The following is a 17,139-nucleotide window of genomic DNA, read 5'->3' on the forward strand; positions in this document are numbered from 1 at the left end:
GTAGCGAATGCCTCATCCGGCCAGACGCATTACTTCAGTTTACTCAATAATGCCTGATGAACGTTTTCCGGCAGAAAGTGCGCTACGTCACCCTGGTGGCGGGCAACTTCTTTCACCAGTGACGATGAGATAAATGACCACTCTTTAGACGGCATCAGAAAGACGCTTTCCAGTTGTGGCATCAGATGACGGTTCATATGGGCCAGCTGCATTTCATACTCAAAATCGGCTACCGCACGCAGGCCACGGATCAGAATGTTAGCCTGATTATCGCGGGCAAAGTTTGCCATCAGATCGCTGAATCCCAGAACCTCCACATTACCGAGATGCGCCGTTGCCTGTTGTGCCAGCTCAACGCGTTCTTCCAGAGTAAACATCGGTTTTTTACTGGGACTTGCGGCAATTGCCAGGATTACGTGATCGAACATGCTTGTCGCTCGTGTCACGATATCGAGGTGGCCGTTAGTAATGGGATCAAAGGTTCCTGGATAAATCGCCCGTTTTTGCATGACTTGCCTCAATGCGTTTTGGGTGGCAGATAAGGTTCCAGCAGCTGCAGCAGACGCTGAAGCGCGCCCTGATTTTGATACAGAACTTCAACTGCGTGACGGCCATAAAAATTACGATAATCTGCATCGGTCAGTAAAGAAGAGACCTCTTTCACCAGAGTAGTTGCGTCGGTGACGGTGATCAATCCGCTTGCCTGTTCGAGGCGGGCGCAAATATCTTTAAAATTAAAAGTATGTGGCCCCATCAGTACCGGAATGGCGTGCGCCGCGGCTTCCAGTGGGTTGTGTCCACCGCGTTCAACCAGCGAACCGCCAACAAATGCAAGGTCAGCAATGCCATACAGCAACATCAACTCGCCCATGGTGTCGCCGATTACGACCTGGGTTCCTGATGACGGAACTTCGCCCGAAGAACGTGTCGTATAGCTTAGCCCAGCTTGGCGTACGAGGTTAATGGCATCCGGGAACCGTTCAGGATGTCTGGGTACCAGAATCAGTAAAAGATTAGGGAACTGGTTTAATAACGCCTGATGGGCGGCAATGATAATGCTTTCTTCGCCGTCGTGCGTGCTGGTTGCAATCCATACCGGGCGGTGAGGTGCCCATTGACGACGCAATGTAATCGCTTTCGCGGCCAGCTGCGGCGTGACGGAAATATCAAACTTCAGGCTACCGGTAACGGTGACCTGATTGCTTCTGGCACCAAGCGTGATAAAACGAGCGCCATCTTCTTCGTTCTGGGCGGCAATCAACGTAATTCGGCGCAGTAGCCTGCCAACAAATTTACCTAATTTAGCGTAGCCAGCAGCTGAACGAGCGGAAAGACGTGCATTGGCAATGACCAGCGGAATATGGCGCTTATGCAGTGCCGCGATCAGATTCGGCCACAGCTCGGTTTCCATAATTAACACCAGCTTGGGGTCAACTTTATTCAGGAAACGGTTTAGGGCATCCGGTAAATCGTATGGCAGATAAATATGCTGAACGTCAGGGCCAAAAGCGGATTGTACGCGCTCGGAACCGGTTGGCGTCATGGTGGTAACCGTGATCGGCAAGTCGGGGTAACGATGTCGCAGAGCGCGGACTAATGGGATAGCTGCCAGCGTTTCGCCTACGGAAACCGAATGAAGCATGATACCGCCTGGTTTTAGCGGACGGCGGTAAAAGCCGTAGCGTTCACCCCAGCGTTTACGGTAGGCCGGAGCCTTACGTCCGCGCACCCAAAGCCGTACCCAGATCAAAGGCTGAATAAGGTAGAAAAGGGCGGTGTAAAGCAATTCGAGCATAATGGTAGCTGACTTATGAATGTGCTGGGGATTCTATGTATTTAGCTGTGGCTTTACCAATACTTTTCCTATTTTTAAATTAAATAGCGTCCCTCGCGGGGGATGTCCAGGGTACCAACATCTTTTGCATCTTTACGTTTTCTGTTGATATTTTCCGGTTTAGTCGAGATAGAGGGCTAAAAATCAAAAGGCCTGAACATCTTAATTCATTGATATATATGTTTTAAAATCATTGGCTGTGCAAGAATTATTCGAGTCGGAACATGGCGAAAGAAGTGATACACTAGCGCGTAAAAAATCAGTGCGATATCAGTAATCAGGTAGCTGTTGAGCCTGGGGCGGTAGCGTGCTTTTTTCTGCTTAACTTTACCGGACACTCACGATAAAAGAGCCGCTTGTGGATAAGCCAATTAATAGAATTCTGGTCATAAAAATGCGTTTTCACGGAGATATGTTGTTAACAACTCCGGTCATTAGTACGCTAAAGCAGAACTATCCTGATGCGAAAATCGACGTGCTTCTCTATCAGGATACCATCCCAATTTTGTCGGAAAACCCAGAAATTAATGCCCTTTATGGTATTAAAAATAAAAAGGCAAAAGTAACTGATAAAATTACTAATTTTCTGCACCTGATCGGAACGTTGCGCGCAAACGGGTATGATTTAGTTGTAAACCTTACCGATCAGTGGATGGTTGCGATACTGATGCGGCTACTGAACGCGCCAATCAAAATCTCTCAAGATTATGCACATCGGCAATCTTCTTTTTGGAAAAATAGTTTTACATGTCTGGCTCCGCTTAGCGGTGAAAATGTGGTGGAAAGCAATCTGTCTGTGCTGGCCCCGTTGAAACTTAAATCGACTGTTACGCATACAACAATGAGCTATCCTCCGGATAGCTGGGAACGTATGCGCACAGAATTAAATCGGGCTGGAGTTGGTGATGAATACGTTGTAATTCAACCAACGGCACGCCAACGCTTCAAGTGCTGGAATAACGAAAAGTTTTCACAGGTAATTGACGCCTTACACCAGCGTGGTTTGGAGGTAGTTATGACCTCAGGCCCAGGCGAAGACGATCTGGCTTGCGTGAATGAAATTGCACAAGGTTGCAAAGAAAAGCCCGTTACTGCTCTGGCGGGAAAGATGAGCTTCCCCGAGCTAGGAGCGGTCATCGATCATGCGCAGTTGTTTATTGGGGTGGATTCTGCTCCGGGACACATTGCTGCTGCGGTTGATACACCATTGATATGCCTGTTTGGCGCAACGGATCATAATTTTTGGCGACCATGGTCAAAGCAGATGATTCAATTTTGGGCTGGTGATTATCGTCCGATGCCTCCACGCGAGCAGCGCGATCGCAATGAAATGTATCTTTCGGTGATACCCGCTGACGATGTTATTGCTGCTATCGATAAATTATTACCGGGTAGACTTGTGCCGCCACAAGCGGGGAGTCCCGTATGATTGTTGCTTTCTGTTTGTATAAATACTTCCCATTCGGTGGGTTACAGCGTGATTTTATGCGCATTGCGCAAACTGTAGCGGCACGTGGTCACCATGTTCGTGTCTATACGCAGTCCTGGGAAGGTGAGTGTCCTGACGTTTTTGAATTGGTTCTTGTACCGGTCAAGTCCCGGACAAACCATGGTCGCAATGCGGAGTATTATTCCTGGGTCCAGGCACATTTACTTCAGCACCCTGTCGATCGGGTAGTTGGTTTTAATAAAATGCCAGGGCTGGATCTCTACTATGCTGCTGACGTTTGCTATGCCGAGAAAGTGGCACAAGAAAAAGGTTTCCTCTATCGGTTAACTTCACGATATCGGCACTATGCAGCGTTTGAACGCGCGACGTTTGAGCAGGGTAAACCGACGCAACTATTGATGCTAACTGATAAGCAGATTGCTGATTTTCAGAAACACTATCAGACAGAAGCTCAACGATTTCATATTCTTCCTCCAGGGATTTATCCAGACAGGAAGTATAGCCAGCAGATTCCGAATAGCCGTGAAGTTTATCGCCAGAAAAACGGTATAACAGAGCAACAAAATCTATTATTGCAGGTAGGCTCTGATTTCACTCGTAAAGGTGTGGATCGTTCAATACGTGCACTGGCCTCGTTACCAGAAACGCTTCGAACTAATACGCTACTGTATGTTGTTGGACAAGACAGACCGAGAAAATTTGAGGCGCTGGCGGAAAAACTTGGCGTACGCAGTAATGTCCATTTCTACTCTGGCCGTAATGATGTTGCAGAATTAATGGCTGCGGCTGATATATTGATGCATCCAGCTTATCAGGAGGCGGCAGGTATTGTTTTACTAGAAGCAATCACTGCCGGGCTGCCGGTGTTGACCACAGCCGTATGCGGTTACGCGCATTATATTGTTGATGCTAATTGTGGTATGGCAATTACAGAACCATTCCGGCAAGAAACGCTGAATGAAGCCTTACGTAAAGCGCTGGTAGAGCCTTCATTGCGTTCGGAATGGAGGGCAAATGCACGACACTATGCGGATACGCAAGATTTATACAGCCTACCGGAGAAAGCAGCGGATATGATTACGGGTGGTTTAGATGGTTGAATTAAAAGAACCGTTAGCCACACTATGGCGCGGGAAAGATGCATTTGAAGAAGTTAAAAATTTACAAGGTGAAGTATTCAGAGAACTGGAGACTCGCCGTACTCTACGATTTGAACTAACGGGTAAAAGCTATTTTTTAAAATGGCACAGAGGCACTTCTCTGAAAGAGATTGTTAAAAACCTACTTTCATTACGCATGCCAGTATTAGGTGCTGATAGAGAATGGAATGCCATTCATCGCCTGAGTCAGTTAGGTGTGGATACAATGACAGGCGTGGGATTTGGTGAGAAAGGGTTGAATCCACTGACTAAAACCTCGTTTATTATTACTGAGGATCTCACACCAACTATCAGCTTAGAAGATTACTGTGCTGATTGGGCCACAAATTCTCCCGATGTGAAAGTGAAGCGTATAATTATTGATCGTGTTGCCACCATGGTGCGTAAGATGCATGCTGGTGGTATCAATCATCGCGATTGCTATATTTGCCACTTTTTATTACATCTGCCTTTTTCAGGGCATGAGGACGATCTCAAGATTTCAGTGATTGATTTGCACCGTGCTCAGATTCGGTCGACTGTTCCCCGACGCTGGCGCGATAAGGACTTAATCGGTCTCTATTTTTCGTCCATGAACATTGGATTAACCCAGCGTGATATTTATAGATTTCTACGCATCTATTGCGAGTTGCCGTTGAAAAGCATCCTAAGTCAGGAGGCTGATTTGTTCAAGGAAGCTCAGGTTAAAGCTAATAAAATACGCGAAAGAACAATCCGTAAATCTCTGTGATTAATTTATCCTGAACTATTTGAAATGCATCATGTGAGAACATGGTCTATTTCTCAAAAATTGGTAAGAGTCAAATGTCTCAATTTAGCGATAAAGAAGTTATCCTTTCTGTTTTTGAGTACGATTTTCGGGAAAATGCTTCTGCAGACTGTTTTAATATCGGTTATGGTATTGACAGGAATTTTTTATTTGGCTGCGGTGTATCAATAGCCTCTGTATTATTGTCGAATAAAAAAATCGATTTCACATTTCATATATTTACTGATTATTTCGATGAGAGTGATAAAGCCAGATTCGCCGATCTTGCTAAACAATATCAATCCTGTATCAAAGTTTACCTAATTGATTGCAATAAATTAAAAGACTTACCTAGTACAAAAAACTGGACTTATGCAACATACTTCCGTTTTGTTATTGCAGATTATTTCTATAATAAAATAGATAAGTTATTATACCTGGATGCCGATATTGCTTGCCAGGGTAGTGTACGAGAACTGGTCGATTATAAGTTTTCCTCAGATGAGATCGCTGTCGTTGTAACGGAAAGAGATTCCGAATGGTGGCATAATCGTTCTGTAACGCTGGCCACTCCAGAATTAATCACCGGATACTTTAATGCTGGATTCTTACTTATCAACATCAATGCATGGCACAGTAATAATATCTCTTCCCGAGCCATTGAAATGTTGCGAGTTCCAGAATGGGTGGAAAGAATAACTCATCTTGATCAAGATGTCCTTAATGTGTTGTTAGCCGGAAAAGTAACTTTTATCAATGGTAAATACAATACACGCTTTAGCATTAATTATGAACTGAAAGATAAAGTAGTCAATCCTGTGAATCATGAAACTGTCTTCATTCATTATGTGGGACCGACAAAACCCTGGCATGAGTGGTCCAACTATCCGGTATCGAAGAGTTTTTTAGTTGCGAAAGAGGCCTCGCCCTGGCATTCAGTAGCGCTTCTCAAACCGACCAATAGCAATCAATTCAGATATTGTGCAAAGCATAAATTTAAACAAGGGTTATACGTTCAGGGACTGTGTAACTACTTTAATTATTATCTGACTAAGTTGAAAGGTTAACTGCTGGCTAAGTACATTGTTAAAATAATCAACAGCAATGCATATCTTAGCCGCTGGAAAATATAGCTGAAATAATTAAAGGTAATTAAATTGGACTTCAAAAGATTAACTAACTTCAAAGATATTATTGAGTTAGACAGACGTGTTACACCATGTGATGATCGTGACACTTTTAATATCTCATGGGGAATCGATAAAAATTACCAAACTGGTGCGGCAATTTCTATTGCCTCAATCCTTGAAAATAATAAACAGAGTAATATTAATTTTACTTTTCATATTATTGCTGATTATTTAGATCAAGAATATATTGTACTTTTGACACAATTAGCAGAACAGTATAAAACAGTTATTAAGCTATATCATATTGATTCTGAACCGTTGGTGTCACTACCTAAAACAAATATATGGCCAGTGTCAATATACTATCGCTTGCTTTCATTTGATTATTTTTCTGAACGATTAGATCGACTGCTATATCTTGATGCTGATATTACGTGTAAAGGCTCTTTAGAGGATCTTGCCGCACTGAAATTTGATGGGGAATATGGTGCGGTTGTAGTAGATGTTGATTCAATGCAGGATAAAAGTGCAGAGCGTCTACATAATCCTGAGTTTAAAGGCAACTACTTTAACTCGGGTGTCATGTATATAAACTTGCAGCAATGGCTTAACTCTAATTTAACGAAAAAATTCTTCGAACTATTGTCAGATGAAAGTATAGTTTCCAGAGTAAAATATCCTGACCAAGATATTTTAAATATCATGTTTTTGCATCATGCGGTATTACTACCGAGGAAATATAACTCAATTTATTCATTGAAGTCTGAGTTTGAGATTAAAAATAAAAATTACTATAAATCAGTAATTAATGGAGAGACAGTATTTATTCATTATACTGGTGTAACAAAACCATGGCACGAGTGGGCTGACTATTCCTCAGCACAATTTTTCCGCACAGTATATGAGAAGTCACCATGGAAGAATCAGCCTTATCAAGTTGCAAAACAAAAGCACGAATATAGAGAAGAATATAAACACCTTCTTTATCAAAATAAAATAATTCCAGGCCTGATCGCAGCAATTAAATATAAAACAATGTAATGGTGATCTTTATGATTGATAAAATCATATTTACTGTAACACCTATTTATTCTATTCCACCACGTGGTGCCGCAGCAGTTGAGACCTGGATGTATCAGGTTGCCCAAAGAACCAAATTCCCTAATCGTATTGTCTGTATAAAGAATGAAGGATATTCTGATTATTCTTACGTAAACGAAAGATGTAGTATTCATCGTATTGGATTTAGCTCGGTATATAAGCGTATTTTCCAAAAGTGGACTCGGCTGGATCCGTTACCTTATTCAAAGCGCATACTGAAAGTTGCCGAAAAGTTTGAGATAACCGATCAAAGTGTGATTGTTGTCCATAACAGTATGAAGCTATATCGACAAATTCGTTCGCAAGCTCCTCAGGCTAAAGTTGTGATTCATATGCATAATGCGTTTGAACCTAAGTTGCTTGATAAAAAAGTTAAGATGATCGTACCAAGTTTGTTTTTGAAGAACTATTATCAATCTTATCTTCCTGAAGCTGATATTGTTATTGTGCCTAATGGTATTGACCTGGATATCTATCAATCGTCATATGAATCAATATCAAAAAATAAATTAAATATTCCCCCTGAAAGCAAGGTGGTATTTTTTGCTGGACGTATAGTCCCTGATAAAGGCGTTCTCTTACTTCTTCAGGCTTTTGAAAAGTTGCTGCATGAGAACAAAAATCTGAAGCTTGTGGTTGTTGGTGATCACATGGAAGTAAGTAAGAACGATAAAGGTGATTATCAGCGTGAAGTTCGGGAAATAGCTGAGCGCCTCAAACCACATTGTATTATGTTAGGTAGTATCTCACCCGAGAAAATGCACTATTACTATCCACTGGCAGATATAGTTGTGATTCCTTCTCAATTTCAGGAGCCATTTTGTATGGTGGCTATTGAGGCTATGGGCGCAGGAAGACCTGTATTAGTCAGTACTCGAGGCGGCATGGTTGAGTTTGTTAAAGATAAAATTACAGGCTATCACCTTACAGAGCCGATGACTGCAGAAACTATTGCTCAGGATATTACCAGGGTAATGGCGGAAAGTAGTTTAGCGGATACCGCCCAACGAGGTCAGCAATATGTCTTTGGAAACTATAGTTGGTCTGCGGTTACACAACGGTTTGAAGAGGTTATTTGTAACTGGTTCGAGTGATAAAAAGGCTACATAAAGTAGCCTTTTTTTTACTATTTTATTTATTCTTCAGCGCTAACAGAAAACCTGCAAAAATACCCAACAGATCTAACTCAATCTGCTCAACGTTGCCACGTATAATAAAATAACCGAAAAATGAAAGTAAAATTATTATATAAGCATTGTATGGGGAATAGTAGTTCTCCCTAAATGCATGCGTAACACATTCTCTCACTATGCTAGTGTACACCAGTATTAAACCCACAAGTCCAAGTAATCCTGTACCAAACCATACAAAAAGAATAAGGTTGTGTGGTCCAATTGACTCGCGGAATGTCCAGTTTGGATAATCAACAACACGCTTGTTGTATACAGTTTTATAAGCGTTATTACCAAAACCATAACCAATAACTGGGTTTTCTAAGATTAGATCAAATGCACTTCCTTGCGTACCGTTAGTATAGCGATATGAACTGTCAGTTTGCTGCAATTTAAAGGTCAGTTTTTCTGACATATCTTTGTGTGAAAATATAGCTGTCAGAGCAACAATGGCTACGAGGATTCCTACAGTAAGCAATCGCCATTGTTTGTACATGATTATCCATGTAAGAGCAATAATAAATACAGATAACCATGCGCCACGGGACAATGTTCCAAGAATTAAAAAGGTGTATATCGCCCCTAGCAACAGGAATAATATACGGTATTTCGCTGATTTAACGAGCCATAGATTCAGAAGCACTGGGAATAAAAACACCATTGCATCTGAAATTCCGCGATGTTGGTAATTAGTAAAAGGCATGATTCCTTGCTGATAGTCCTGATAATAAAGGACAAGTTCTGAAAGGCATCGCAAACTAAGAGCTGTAAGGAACGAGAAGAATATCAACTTTGAAATGGTTTCTTTGTTTTCTTCTCTTAGTAATACAGGGATCGCAATAGTGCATAATAAGACATTTTCAATAACGGAGTTGTTTATCTCTTTCAGGCTAGCTTTTAGTTCAGGAGTGAACACTAAAGAGACGAAGGTAGCGATTACAAGAAATGATATACTTGCAAAAACAAATGTTTTAAAAATAGGAATATAATGTCGAGGATTCTTACATAAATAAACTATCGTTGTGATAGTCATCAGGATGACAATCAAATGTTTATAACGCGTAATACCACCTAAGAAATAGGTGGCGACAAACAGAAATATAAGTCCTCTATTCCAGTTTATCTTCCAGTTTTTTTTCTCATCTAAAAAAAACTTTGTTAAAGCCATCATTTCTCCGACACTTACAGACAATTATTTAAAAAATTGCAATTAATTGATTCTAATACGGTCGAAGAACGCAAGTCTGAAAGATTTTCACTTCCTGAGCGACATGCCACTTGATTCTTGCCATACCCACCAATCAATCCTGGGTCCGTTGGACCGTACAACGTAATATTTGGGCGATCCAGCGCAGCGGTTAAATGACTCAGGCCTGTATCAACCGACACCACAAATTTTGCCCCCGCCAGTACGCGAGCGACCTCTCCCAAAGTCATCCGTGGAAGAACATCAACATAAGAAAAACCATTTGCCAGCCTACGGGCTCGTGCTTCTTCATGAGGAGCACCCCATGGCAGTTTAATACGTATGCCAGCGTTATTTAACAGGCCAATTAGCTCCCGCCAGTTGGCTTCTGGCCAATGCTTATCATCACGCGTTGTGGCATGCAGAAATACGGCATACTGGCCCGCATCAGCATTACGTTCTTTCAGAAAATGCTGAGCGATAGCGTAATCACCCTGCGACTGGGGCCTGGAATATCCCAGACTTTTGGCGAACAATTCACGCGTACGTTCTACCGCGTGCTGCTGTTTGGCAATGTGATGTTTGCGATTATAAAACAGGCTCGCCAATGGTTCGCGCGCCGTGCTCCAGTCCATACCATGCTTGATGCCACGTGCCAGACGCGTAACCAACGCCGCGCTTTTTACCAGACCCTGCGCATCAATTATCGCGTCATACTGATGTAAACGCACCGCATCGCGAAAGGCTTTACGCTCGGCTTTAATCGGCGCTGAAAACCAGGCTTTACGCCAGCGGCGGATCGCCACTGGAATAACCCGGTCAACGGCTGCATGCCAGGATGGGATCTGCGCGAAGCCTTCTTCCACTACCCAATCAAATTGAATATCCGGCATGACCTGCTGCGCATCGGTTAATGCCGGTAACGTATGCAGTACATCGCCCATAGACGATGTTTTAACGATCAGTACCCGCATCCGTCAGGCTTCCTCTTGTAACAACAGGTCGTTGAGTTCTTCCAGCACGCGCTGGGGTGTGATGTCAATCAGGCTCTGATGATAGCCTTCTGCTGCATCTCCCTTGCGTACTTTGTGATAGCCCGTAATCAAGCGAATTACGCGAGCCTTGTGTGAAAGCGGCGGAGTAAAATCCGGGCTGCTGGGGCCATATAACGCTACCAGAGGTCGATTCAACGCTGCGGCAACGTGCATTAATCCAGAGTCGTTGGTGACCACCGCTTTGCAGGCGGCGAGCAGAATGACGGCCTGCTCCAGCTGTGTTTCGCCTGCCAGATTACGGCACCAGGCCTGCTGATCAACGTTCAGCGTCGCCAGGATCTCATTTCCGGCTTCATGGTCTTTTGCAGAGCCAAAAAGCACAATCTGATGGCCTTCATCGATCAGTTGCTTCGCCAGGTCTGCGTAGTGGTAATGTGGCCAGCGTTTCGCTGGACCAAATTCCGCTCCAGGGCAAAAGCCGATGATGGGGCGTTCGGCAGAAAGGGAAAACTGGCGACAGGTCAGGGACTTTTCACCTTCGCTTACTTGCAACTGCGGCCATAGCAGAGGCTGCGGTAAATCTTTAGCTGACAGCATTACGCCTTTATCATAGGCCAGGGCTACATAGCGTTCGACCATCAGCGGCCAGGCATCTTTATCCAGCACGCGCGCATCGTTTAGCAGGCCGTAGCGCATTTCACCACGCCATCCGGTACGATGGGGAATGCCAGCAAAAAACGGTACCAGCGCGGATTTAAACGAGTTAGGCAGCACATAGGCGCGGTCATAGCGTTTTTCACGCAGGCTATGACCGAGTTTACGCCGCTCGCCGATCTCCAGCGCGCCGTGTCCCAGCGGCATGGCGATAGCTTCGTTAACTTCAGGCATGCGCGACAATAACGGACGGCACCATGCAGGTGCCATCACGTCGATTATCGCCTGGGGATAGCGCGCCTTAAGCGTGCGATAGAGACTTTGCGACATCATCATGTCGCCCACCCAGGACGGGCCTACCACCAAAATTTTCATACTTACGCGTCGCGGTTCAGCCAGGCCATATATTCCGTTACACCTTCAGCAACGGTTTTAAACGGCTTGTCATAGCCCGCAGCACGCAGATTAGTCAGATCGGCCTGGGTAAACGCCTGATAGCGACCTTTCAGTTTTTCCGGGAATGGGATGTACTCAATGCTGCCTTTTTTGTGGTACGCAAGCGTTGCATCGGCAACGGCCTGGAAAGATTCCGCACGACCGGTACCAAGGTTAAAGATGCCGGAAACCCCGTTTTCCAGGAACCACAGGTTCACCGCAGCCACATCGCCTACGTAAACGAAATCACGCTTGAAGTTTTCACTGCCTTCGAACAGTTTTGGTGTTTCGCCATTGTTGAGCTGGGTGTTGAGGTGGAAAGCGACGCTCGCCATGCTGCCTTTATGGTCTTCACGCGGTCCGTAGACGTTGAAATAGCGGAAGCCAACAATCTGAGAATTGGCTTCTGGCAGGATCTGACGAACGTACTCGTCGAACAGGAATTTTGAGTAGCCGTAAACGTTCAGCGGTTTCTCATATTCACGGGATTCGATGAAATCAGAAGTACGACCGCCGTAGGTGGCGGCAGAGGACGCATACAGGAACGGAATTTCACGCTCCAGGCAGTAGTGCAACAGCTCTTTGGAGTATTGATAGTTGTTATCCATCATATACTTGCCGTCCCACTCGGTAGTGGAGGAGCATGCGCCTTCGTGGAAAATCGCTTCGATATCGCCGAAATCTTCTCCGGCCATAATCTGGATCAGGAAGTCTTCCTTGTCCATGTAGTCAGCAATATTCAGATCCACCAGGTTAACAAACTTGGTGCCATCTTTCAGGTTGTCCACCACCAGGATGTCGGTGATGCCTTTATCATTCAATGACTTGACGATGTTGCTGCCGATAAAGCCCGCGCCGCCGGTAACGATGATCATAAATGTAACCTTCGAATTTTGGAGTCAGAGACAATCTCAGACACTAATGTCTGTAATCATACCATCACATCGGCATCCCTTCAGCCTCTTAAGTAAGATGGTGGGTCGGTAGAAGGCCTATAAACACCAGTATAAGAATGCTTATTTAATGGTTATTAAGTCTATTAAATTAATCTTAAATGTACTTAGTTTTTTTATATCCATCTATGTATATTATATGTACAAAAACAAAAACTATGTGATATAATATTTTTTTTATTAATGGTTTGAAAATGGTTATGAAATCGTCTACCACTATTGTGACAGCATATTTTGATATCGGTAGGGGGGAGTGGACTGTTAATAAAGGCTTCCGTGAAAAACTTTCCCGATCTTCTGATGTCTATTTTGACTACTTCAAACGGTTAGCCGCTTTAGAAAATGATATGGTTATTTTTACTTCGTCTGAGTTTGAGGACAGAGTTGCGGAAATACGCAAAGGTAAGCCCACAAAAATTATAACCATAGATTTAGGTAAAAAATTTAAGCATATTAATAATAAAATAAGACAAATCCAGCAGGATGATACTTTTAAGAGTAAATTAGAGACGCGACAGCTAGGTAACCCTGAGTACTGGTCTCCAGAATATGTGTTGATCAATAATTTAAAAGCATATTTTGTAGTGAAGGCCATAAATGCAGGCTTAGTTAATACTCCGATGGTTGCCTGGGTAGACTTCGGATATTGCCGTAAACCGCAGGTTACTCGCGGATTAAAAGTATGGGACTTCCCTTTTGACCGTAATAAAATGCATCTCTTCACGATTAAAAAGGGTCTGGTTATATCATCCAGAAAACAGGTTTTTGATTTTATGATCGGAAATCATACTTATATTATCGGCGGCGCTATTGTTGGTTCACCAGAGAAATGGAAAGAGTTTTACTCATTAGTTACTGAGTGTCAAAAAGAGACTCTCAGAAATAATATTGTTGATGATGATCAGGGTATTTTTGTCATGTGTTATTACAAGCGCCCTGATCTATTAATGCTTAATTACCTTGGTCGGGGCAAATGGTTCGATCTGTTCCGTGTTTATCGGCGAACCGCTTTAGGTGCAAAACTCCAGGCATTGCGAATTTTGCTCACTCGAAAGTAGTGGCTTGAATGAGATTGAAGGGTTACCTAACCAGATAGAATGCTGCAAAGGCATTCTTCTGCTATTGCTGTTTTTTTTATGATTTCTTATAAAATCCATCCAATTCAATTGGTTGCGATTCAGTGCGTCCAATGAATCCATACGACGGCATCACTGATTAGCCATGTGGGTATACGTGATTTATGCTTCATTTTGAAGAAGTGATGATGCGTCATCTCGTATCAGCGTATAGCTTTGGGTAATATGTGCTGAAATTTGCCCAGTCTGGAGAATTGAAATGCGTGGGGATTTTTACAAACAGTTAACGAACGATCTCGAAACCGCACGTGCGGAAGGATTGTTTAAAGAAGAGCGCATTATTACGTCTGCCCAGCAGGCGGATATCACCGTGGCGGACGGAAGCCACGTTATTAACTTTTGTGCGAACAACTATCTGGGGCTGGCTAACCACCCGGAACTGATTGCAGCTGCAAAAGCAGGTATGGATTCTCACGGATTTGGTATGGCTTCGGTCCGCTTTATTTGCGGTACCCAGGACAGCCATAAGCAACTGGAGCAAAAACTGGCGGCATTCCTCGGTATGGAAGATGCCATCCTTTACTCTTCCTGCTTTGACGCCAACGGCGGCCTGTTTGAAACGCTGCTGGGCGCAGAAGATGCGATTATCTCAGATGCGCTCAACCACGCTTCTATCATTGACGGTGTTCGCTTGTGTAAAGCAAAGCGTTTCCGTTACGCCAACAACGACATGGTCGAACTGGAAGCTCGTTTGAAAGAAGCGCGTGAAGCGGGAGTCCGTCATATCCTGATCGCCACCGATGGCGTGTTCTCTATGGATGGTGTGATAGCTAACCTGAAAGGCGTTTGTGACCTGGCGGATAAATACGACGCGCTGGTCATGGTTGATGATTCCCATGCTGTCGGCTTTGTCGGCGAAAATGGTCGTGGCTCACATGAATACTGTGACGTTATGGGGCGTGTGGACATCATCACTGGTACGCTGGGTAAAGCGCTCGGCGGCGCTTCTGGCGGTTATACCGCAGCGCGCAAAGAGGTTGTTGAGTGGCTGCGTCAGCGTTCCCGTCCGTATCTGTTCTCCAACTCATTGGCTCCTGCAATTGTTTCTGCCTCCATTAAAGTGCTGGAGATGGTCGAAGCAGGAAGCGAGCTGCGCGATCGCCTGTGGGCGAACGCACGTCAGTTCCGCGAGCAAATGTCTGCCGCAGGCTTTACGTTAGCGGGAGCGGATCACGCAATTATCCCGGTCATGTTGGGGGATGCGGTAGTGGCGCAAGAGTTCGCTCGCGAGCTGCAAAAAGAGGGGATTTACGTTACTGGATTCTTCTATCCGGTGGTTCCAAAAGGTCAGGCGCGTATTCGTACCCAGATGTCTGCGGCGCATACCCCTGAGCAGATTACGCGTGCTGTTGAGGCGTTCACACGCATTGGTAAACAACTGGGCGTTATTGCCTGAGGATGTGAAATGAAAGCGTTATCCAAACTGAAAGCGGAAGAGGGCATTTGGATGACCGACGTTCCTGAACCGGAAGTCGGCCATAACGATTTGCTGATTAAAATCCGTAAAACAGCCATCTGCGGGACTGACGTTCACATTTATAACTGGGATGAATGGTCGCAAAAAACCATCCCGGTACCGATGGTCGTTGGACATGAATATGTCGGCGAAGTTGTTGGCATCGGCCAGGAAGTTAAAGGCTTTAAAATCGGCGATCGCGTTTCAGGCGAAGGTCATATCACCTGCGGGCATTGCCGTAACTGCCGCGGTGGACGTACTCACCTGTGCCGCAATACGACCGGTGTTGGCGTAAACCGTCCTGGCTGCTTTGCAGAATACCTGGTGATCCCGGCATTTAACGCGTTTAAAATTCCGGACAACATCTCTGACGACCTGGCGTCTATCTTCGATCCGTTCGGTAATGCGGTGCATACGGCGCTGTCGTTCGATCTGGTTGGGGAAGATGTGCTGGTTTCCGGCGCGGGTCCAATCGGTATTATGGCGGCAGCGGTTGCCAGGCACGTTGGCGCACGCCACGTGGTGATTACCGATGTTAATGAGTATCGCCTTGAACTGGCGCGTAAAATGGGCATCACTCGCGCGGTCAACGTGTCGAAAGAGAGTCTGACCGACGTGATGGCTGAACTGGGCATGACCGAAGGGTTTGATGTCGGTCTGGAGATGTCCGGCGCGCCGCCAGCGTTTCGCGCCATGCTGGACACCATGAACCACGGTGGCCGTATTGCTATGCTGGGTATTCCACCATCAGACATGTCCATCGACTGGACTAAAGTTATCTTTAAGGGATTGTTTATTAAAGGTATCTATGGTCGTGAGATGTTTGAGACCTGGTACAAGATGGCCGCATTGATTCAGTCTGGTCTGGATTTGTCGCCGATCATCACCCATCGATTCTCCATCGATGAATTCCAACAGGGCTTTGACGCGATGCGTTCGGGCCAGTCAGGGAAAGTGATCCTGAGCTGGGATTGAATGCTCGACTTGTATTAAATGCTACCAACGGCCAGATTCTTTATTCTGGCCGTATAAATAATAAATACTATTTGCCACGAAGCTTTCTGGATAAAGATCTTATCGCTTCTTTGAGCCAGATGAGCTTATAGATTAACCCTTTTCCTTTGATGTGAATATGATATTTTCGCTGCAAAGCTAAAATATCATTAGCCTGGCAAATCTTCATATTTCCCTTACAGGATAAGTCAATTATTCTTAATTCACCGCCTGGCGTACGAATGAAATTTCCAGGGTGGATATCATTAGACGCCAACCCGGCTTTGTGAAGGCGCAGAACGCACTGTTTCACTTCATCGGCATTCTTATGGTTAATTTCTTTTAAAGGAGTGCCTTCAACATATTCATGAATAATATAAACATCATGACACTGACGAAGGCGTACTTTTTCAGCGGCATAGTAGAGATCCGCTGTACAGGCGCGCATTTCCGGGGAGAGTGTGTCCAGTTTCTTGATGAGCCTGGAATAAAAGGGGCCGGAGATAAAATTCTGCATTTTTTTCTCAAATCGAGGATCAACTTCACGGTCGTTTTTGATGATAAATTTTTGTGAGTTGTACTCGACCAGTTCTACACTGCGCATGGCGTTACCACTGCTCAACGGTTTGCCACTGATTTCTTTGTTTATATACTTATTCATCAGTGACTTAAGGTCTGTTTTGGTCTCTTTGCAATAGACCGTATAACCTTTTTCATGTGTCTTACTGATGGCCAT

General features: G+C 44.5%; 16 protein-coding genes. 9 read left to right on the plus strand and 7 right to left on the minus strand.

All coding sequences use genetic code 11. From position 1 onward, the window contains the following. Positions 1 to 29: 29 nt before the first annotated feature. Positions 30 to 509 (minus strand): pantetheine-phosphate adenylyltransferase, encoded by a 480-nt coding sequence (gene coaD / locus HV345_RS00510; protein ID WP_016154984.1) that lies wholly within the window; start codon positions 507 to 509, stop codon positions 30 to 32. Positions 510 to 517: 8 nt separating this feature from the next. Next, positions 518 to 1,795: a lipid IV(A) 3-deoxy-D-manno-octulosonic acid transferase gene (waaA, locus tag HV345_RS00515; RefSeq protein ID WP_016154983.1), complete on the minus strand. Its 1,278-nt coding sequence runs from the start codon at positions 1,793 to 1,795 to the stop codon at positions 518 to 520. Between the two features lie 397 nt (positions 1,796 to 2,192). On the opposite strand from waaA, the gene rfaQ reads away from it, so the two are divergent. From rfaQ to HV345_RS00545, 6 genes are all read left to right on the plus strand, one after another. After that, positions 2,193 to 3,263 (plus strand): lipopolysaccharide core heptosyltransferase RfaQ, encoded by a 1,071-nt coding sequence (gene rfaQ / locus HV345_RS00520; RefSeq protein ID WP_181626787.1) that lies wholly within the window; start codon positions 2,193 to 2,195, stop codon positions 3,261 to 3,263. Then, the gene (locus HV345_RS00525) at positions 3,260 to 4,384 is read left to right on the plus strand and encodes a glycosyltransferase family 4 protein (protein WP_181636142.1); all 1,125 of its coding nucleotides are present in this window, start codon (positions 3,260 to 3,262) and stop codon (positions 4,382 to 4,384) included. Before rfaQ ends, HV345_RS00525 begins: the two co-directional genes overlap by 4 nt. After that, the gene (gene rfaP / locus HV345_RS00530; RefSeq protein ID WP_019078045.1) at positions 4,377 to 5,174 is read left to right on the plus strand and encodes a lipopolysaccharide core heptose(I) kinase RfaP; all 798 of its coding nucleotides are present in this window, start codon (positions 4,377 to 4,379) and stop codon (positions 5,172 to 5,174) included. The genes HV345_RS00525 and rfaP overlap by 8 nt, the downstream gene beginning before the upstream one ends. Positions 5,175 to 5,248: 74 nt before the next feature. Further along, a complete protein-coding gene (waaO, locus tag HV345_RS00535) occupies positions 5,249 to 6,259 on the plus strand; it encodes a lipopolysaccharide 3-alpha-galactosyltransferase (protein ID WP_181636682.1) in 1,011 nt (336 codons plus the stop codon). A gap of 90 nt (positions 6,260 to 6,349) precedes the next feature. After that, positions 6,350 to 7,363, plus strand: a complete 1,014-nt coding sequence (locus HV345_RS00540; RefSeq protein WP_181636143.1) for a glycosyltransferase — start codon at positions 6,350 to 6,352, stop codon at positions 7,361 to 7,363. An 11-nt stretch (positions 7,364 to 7,374) separates the two neighbouring features. Next, positions 7,375 to 8,517, plus strand: a complete 1,143-nt coding sequence (locus tag HV345_RS00545) for a lipopolysaccharide N-acetylglucosaminyltransferase (RefSeq protein ID WP_181636144.1) — start codon at positions 7,375 to 7,377, stop codon at positions 8,515 to 8,517. A gap of 37 nt (positions 8,518 to 8,554) precedes the next feature. Here the strand turns inward: HV345_RS00545 and rfaL are convergent, their stop codons facing one another. The 4 genes from rfaL to rfaD are packed head-to-tail and all read right to left on the minus strand — an operon-like array spanning position 8,555 to position 12,740. After that, positions 8,555 to 9,763, minus strand: a complete 1,209-nt coding sequence (gene rfaL, locus HV345_RS00550) for an O-antigen ligase RfaL (protein ID WP_181599264.1) — start codon at positions 9,761 to 9,763, stop codon at positions 8,555 to 8,557. A 14-nt stretch (positions 9,764 to 9,777) separates the two neighbouring features. Further along, a complete protein-coding gene (rfaC, locus tag HV345_RS00555; RefSeq protein ID WP_181598751.1) occupies positions 9,778 to 10,755 on the minus strand; it encodes a lipopolysaccharide heptosyltransferase RfaC in 978 nt (325 codons plus the stop codon). 3 nt (positions 10,756 to 10,758) lie between these two features. After that, positions 10,759 to 11,805: an ADP-heptose--LPS heptosyltransferase RfaF gene (gene rfaF / locus HV345_RS00560; RefSeq protein WP_131347174.1), complete on the minus strand. Its 1,047-nt coding sequence runs from the start codon at positions 11,803 to 11,805 to the stop codon at positions 10,759 to 10,761. A gap of 2 nt (positions 11,806 to 11,807) precedes the next feature. Then, complete coding sequence (gene rfaD, locus HV345_RS00565; RefSeq protein WP_181636145.1) at positions 11,808 to 12,740, minus strand: ADP-glyceromanno-heptose 6-epimerase; 933 nt, start codon at positions 12,738 to 12,740, stop codon at positions 11,808 to 11,810. 278 nt (positions 12,741 to 13,018) lie between these two features. Between rfaD and yibB the strand changes: the two genes are divergently transcribed. From yibB to tdh, 3 genes are all read left to right on the plus strand, one after another. Continuing rightward, positions 13,019 to 13,876, plus strand: a complete 858-nt coding sequence (gene yibB, locus HV345_RS00570) for a protein YibB (RefSeq protein ID WP_181636146.1) — start codon at positions 13,019 to 13,021, stop codon at positions 13,874 to 13,876. 277 nt (positions 13,877 to 14,153) lie between these two features. Then, complete coding sequence (gene kbl, locus HV345_RS00575) at positions 14,154 to 15,350, plus strand: glycine C-acetyltransferase (RefSeq protein WP_181636147.1); 1,197 nt, start codon at positions 14,154 to 14,156, stop codon at positions 15,348 to 15,350. A gap of 9 nt (positions 15,351 to 15,359) precedes the next feature. Then, positions 15,360 to 16,385, plus strand: coding sequence for an L-threonine 3-dehydrogenase (gene tdh / locus HV345_RS00580; RefSeq protein WP_016154972.1), 1,026 nt, complete (start codon positions 15,360 to 15,362; stop codon positions 16,383 to 16,385). Between the two features lie 67 nt (positions 16,386 to 16,452). Here the strand turns inward: tdh and rfaY are convergent, their stop codons facing one another. Then, entirely contained in the window at positions 16,453 to 17,139 is a 687-nt protein-coding gene (gene rfaY, locus HV345_RS00585) for a lipopolysaccharide core heptose(II) kinase RfaY (RefSeq protein WP_075848011.1), read from the minus strand.

It is taken from the genome of Citrobacter sp. RHBSTW-00986, from assembly GCF_013783065.1.
GTDB lineage: Bacteria > Pseudomonadota > Gammaproteobacteria > Enterobacterales > Enterobacteriaceae > Citrobacter > Citrobacter braakii.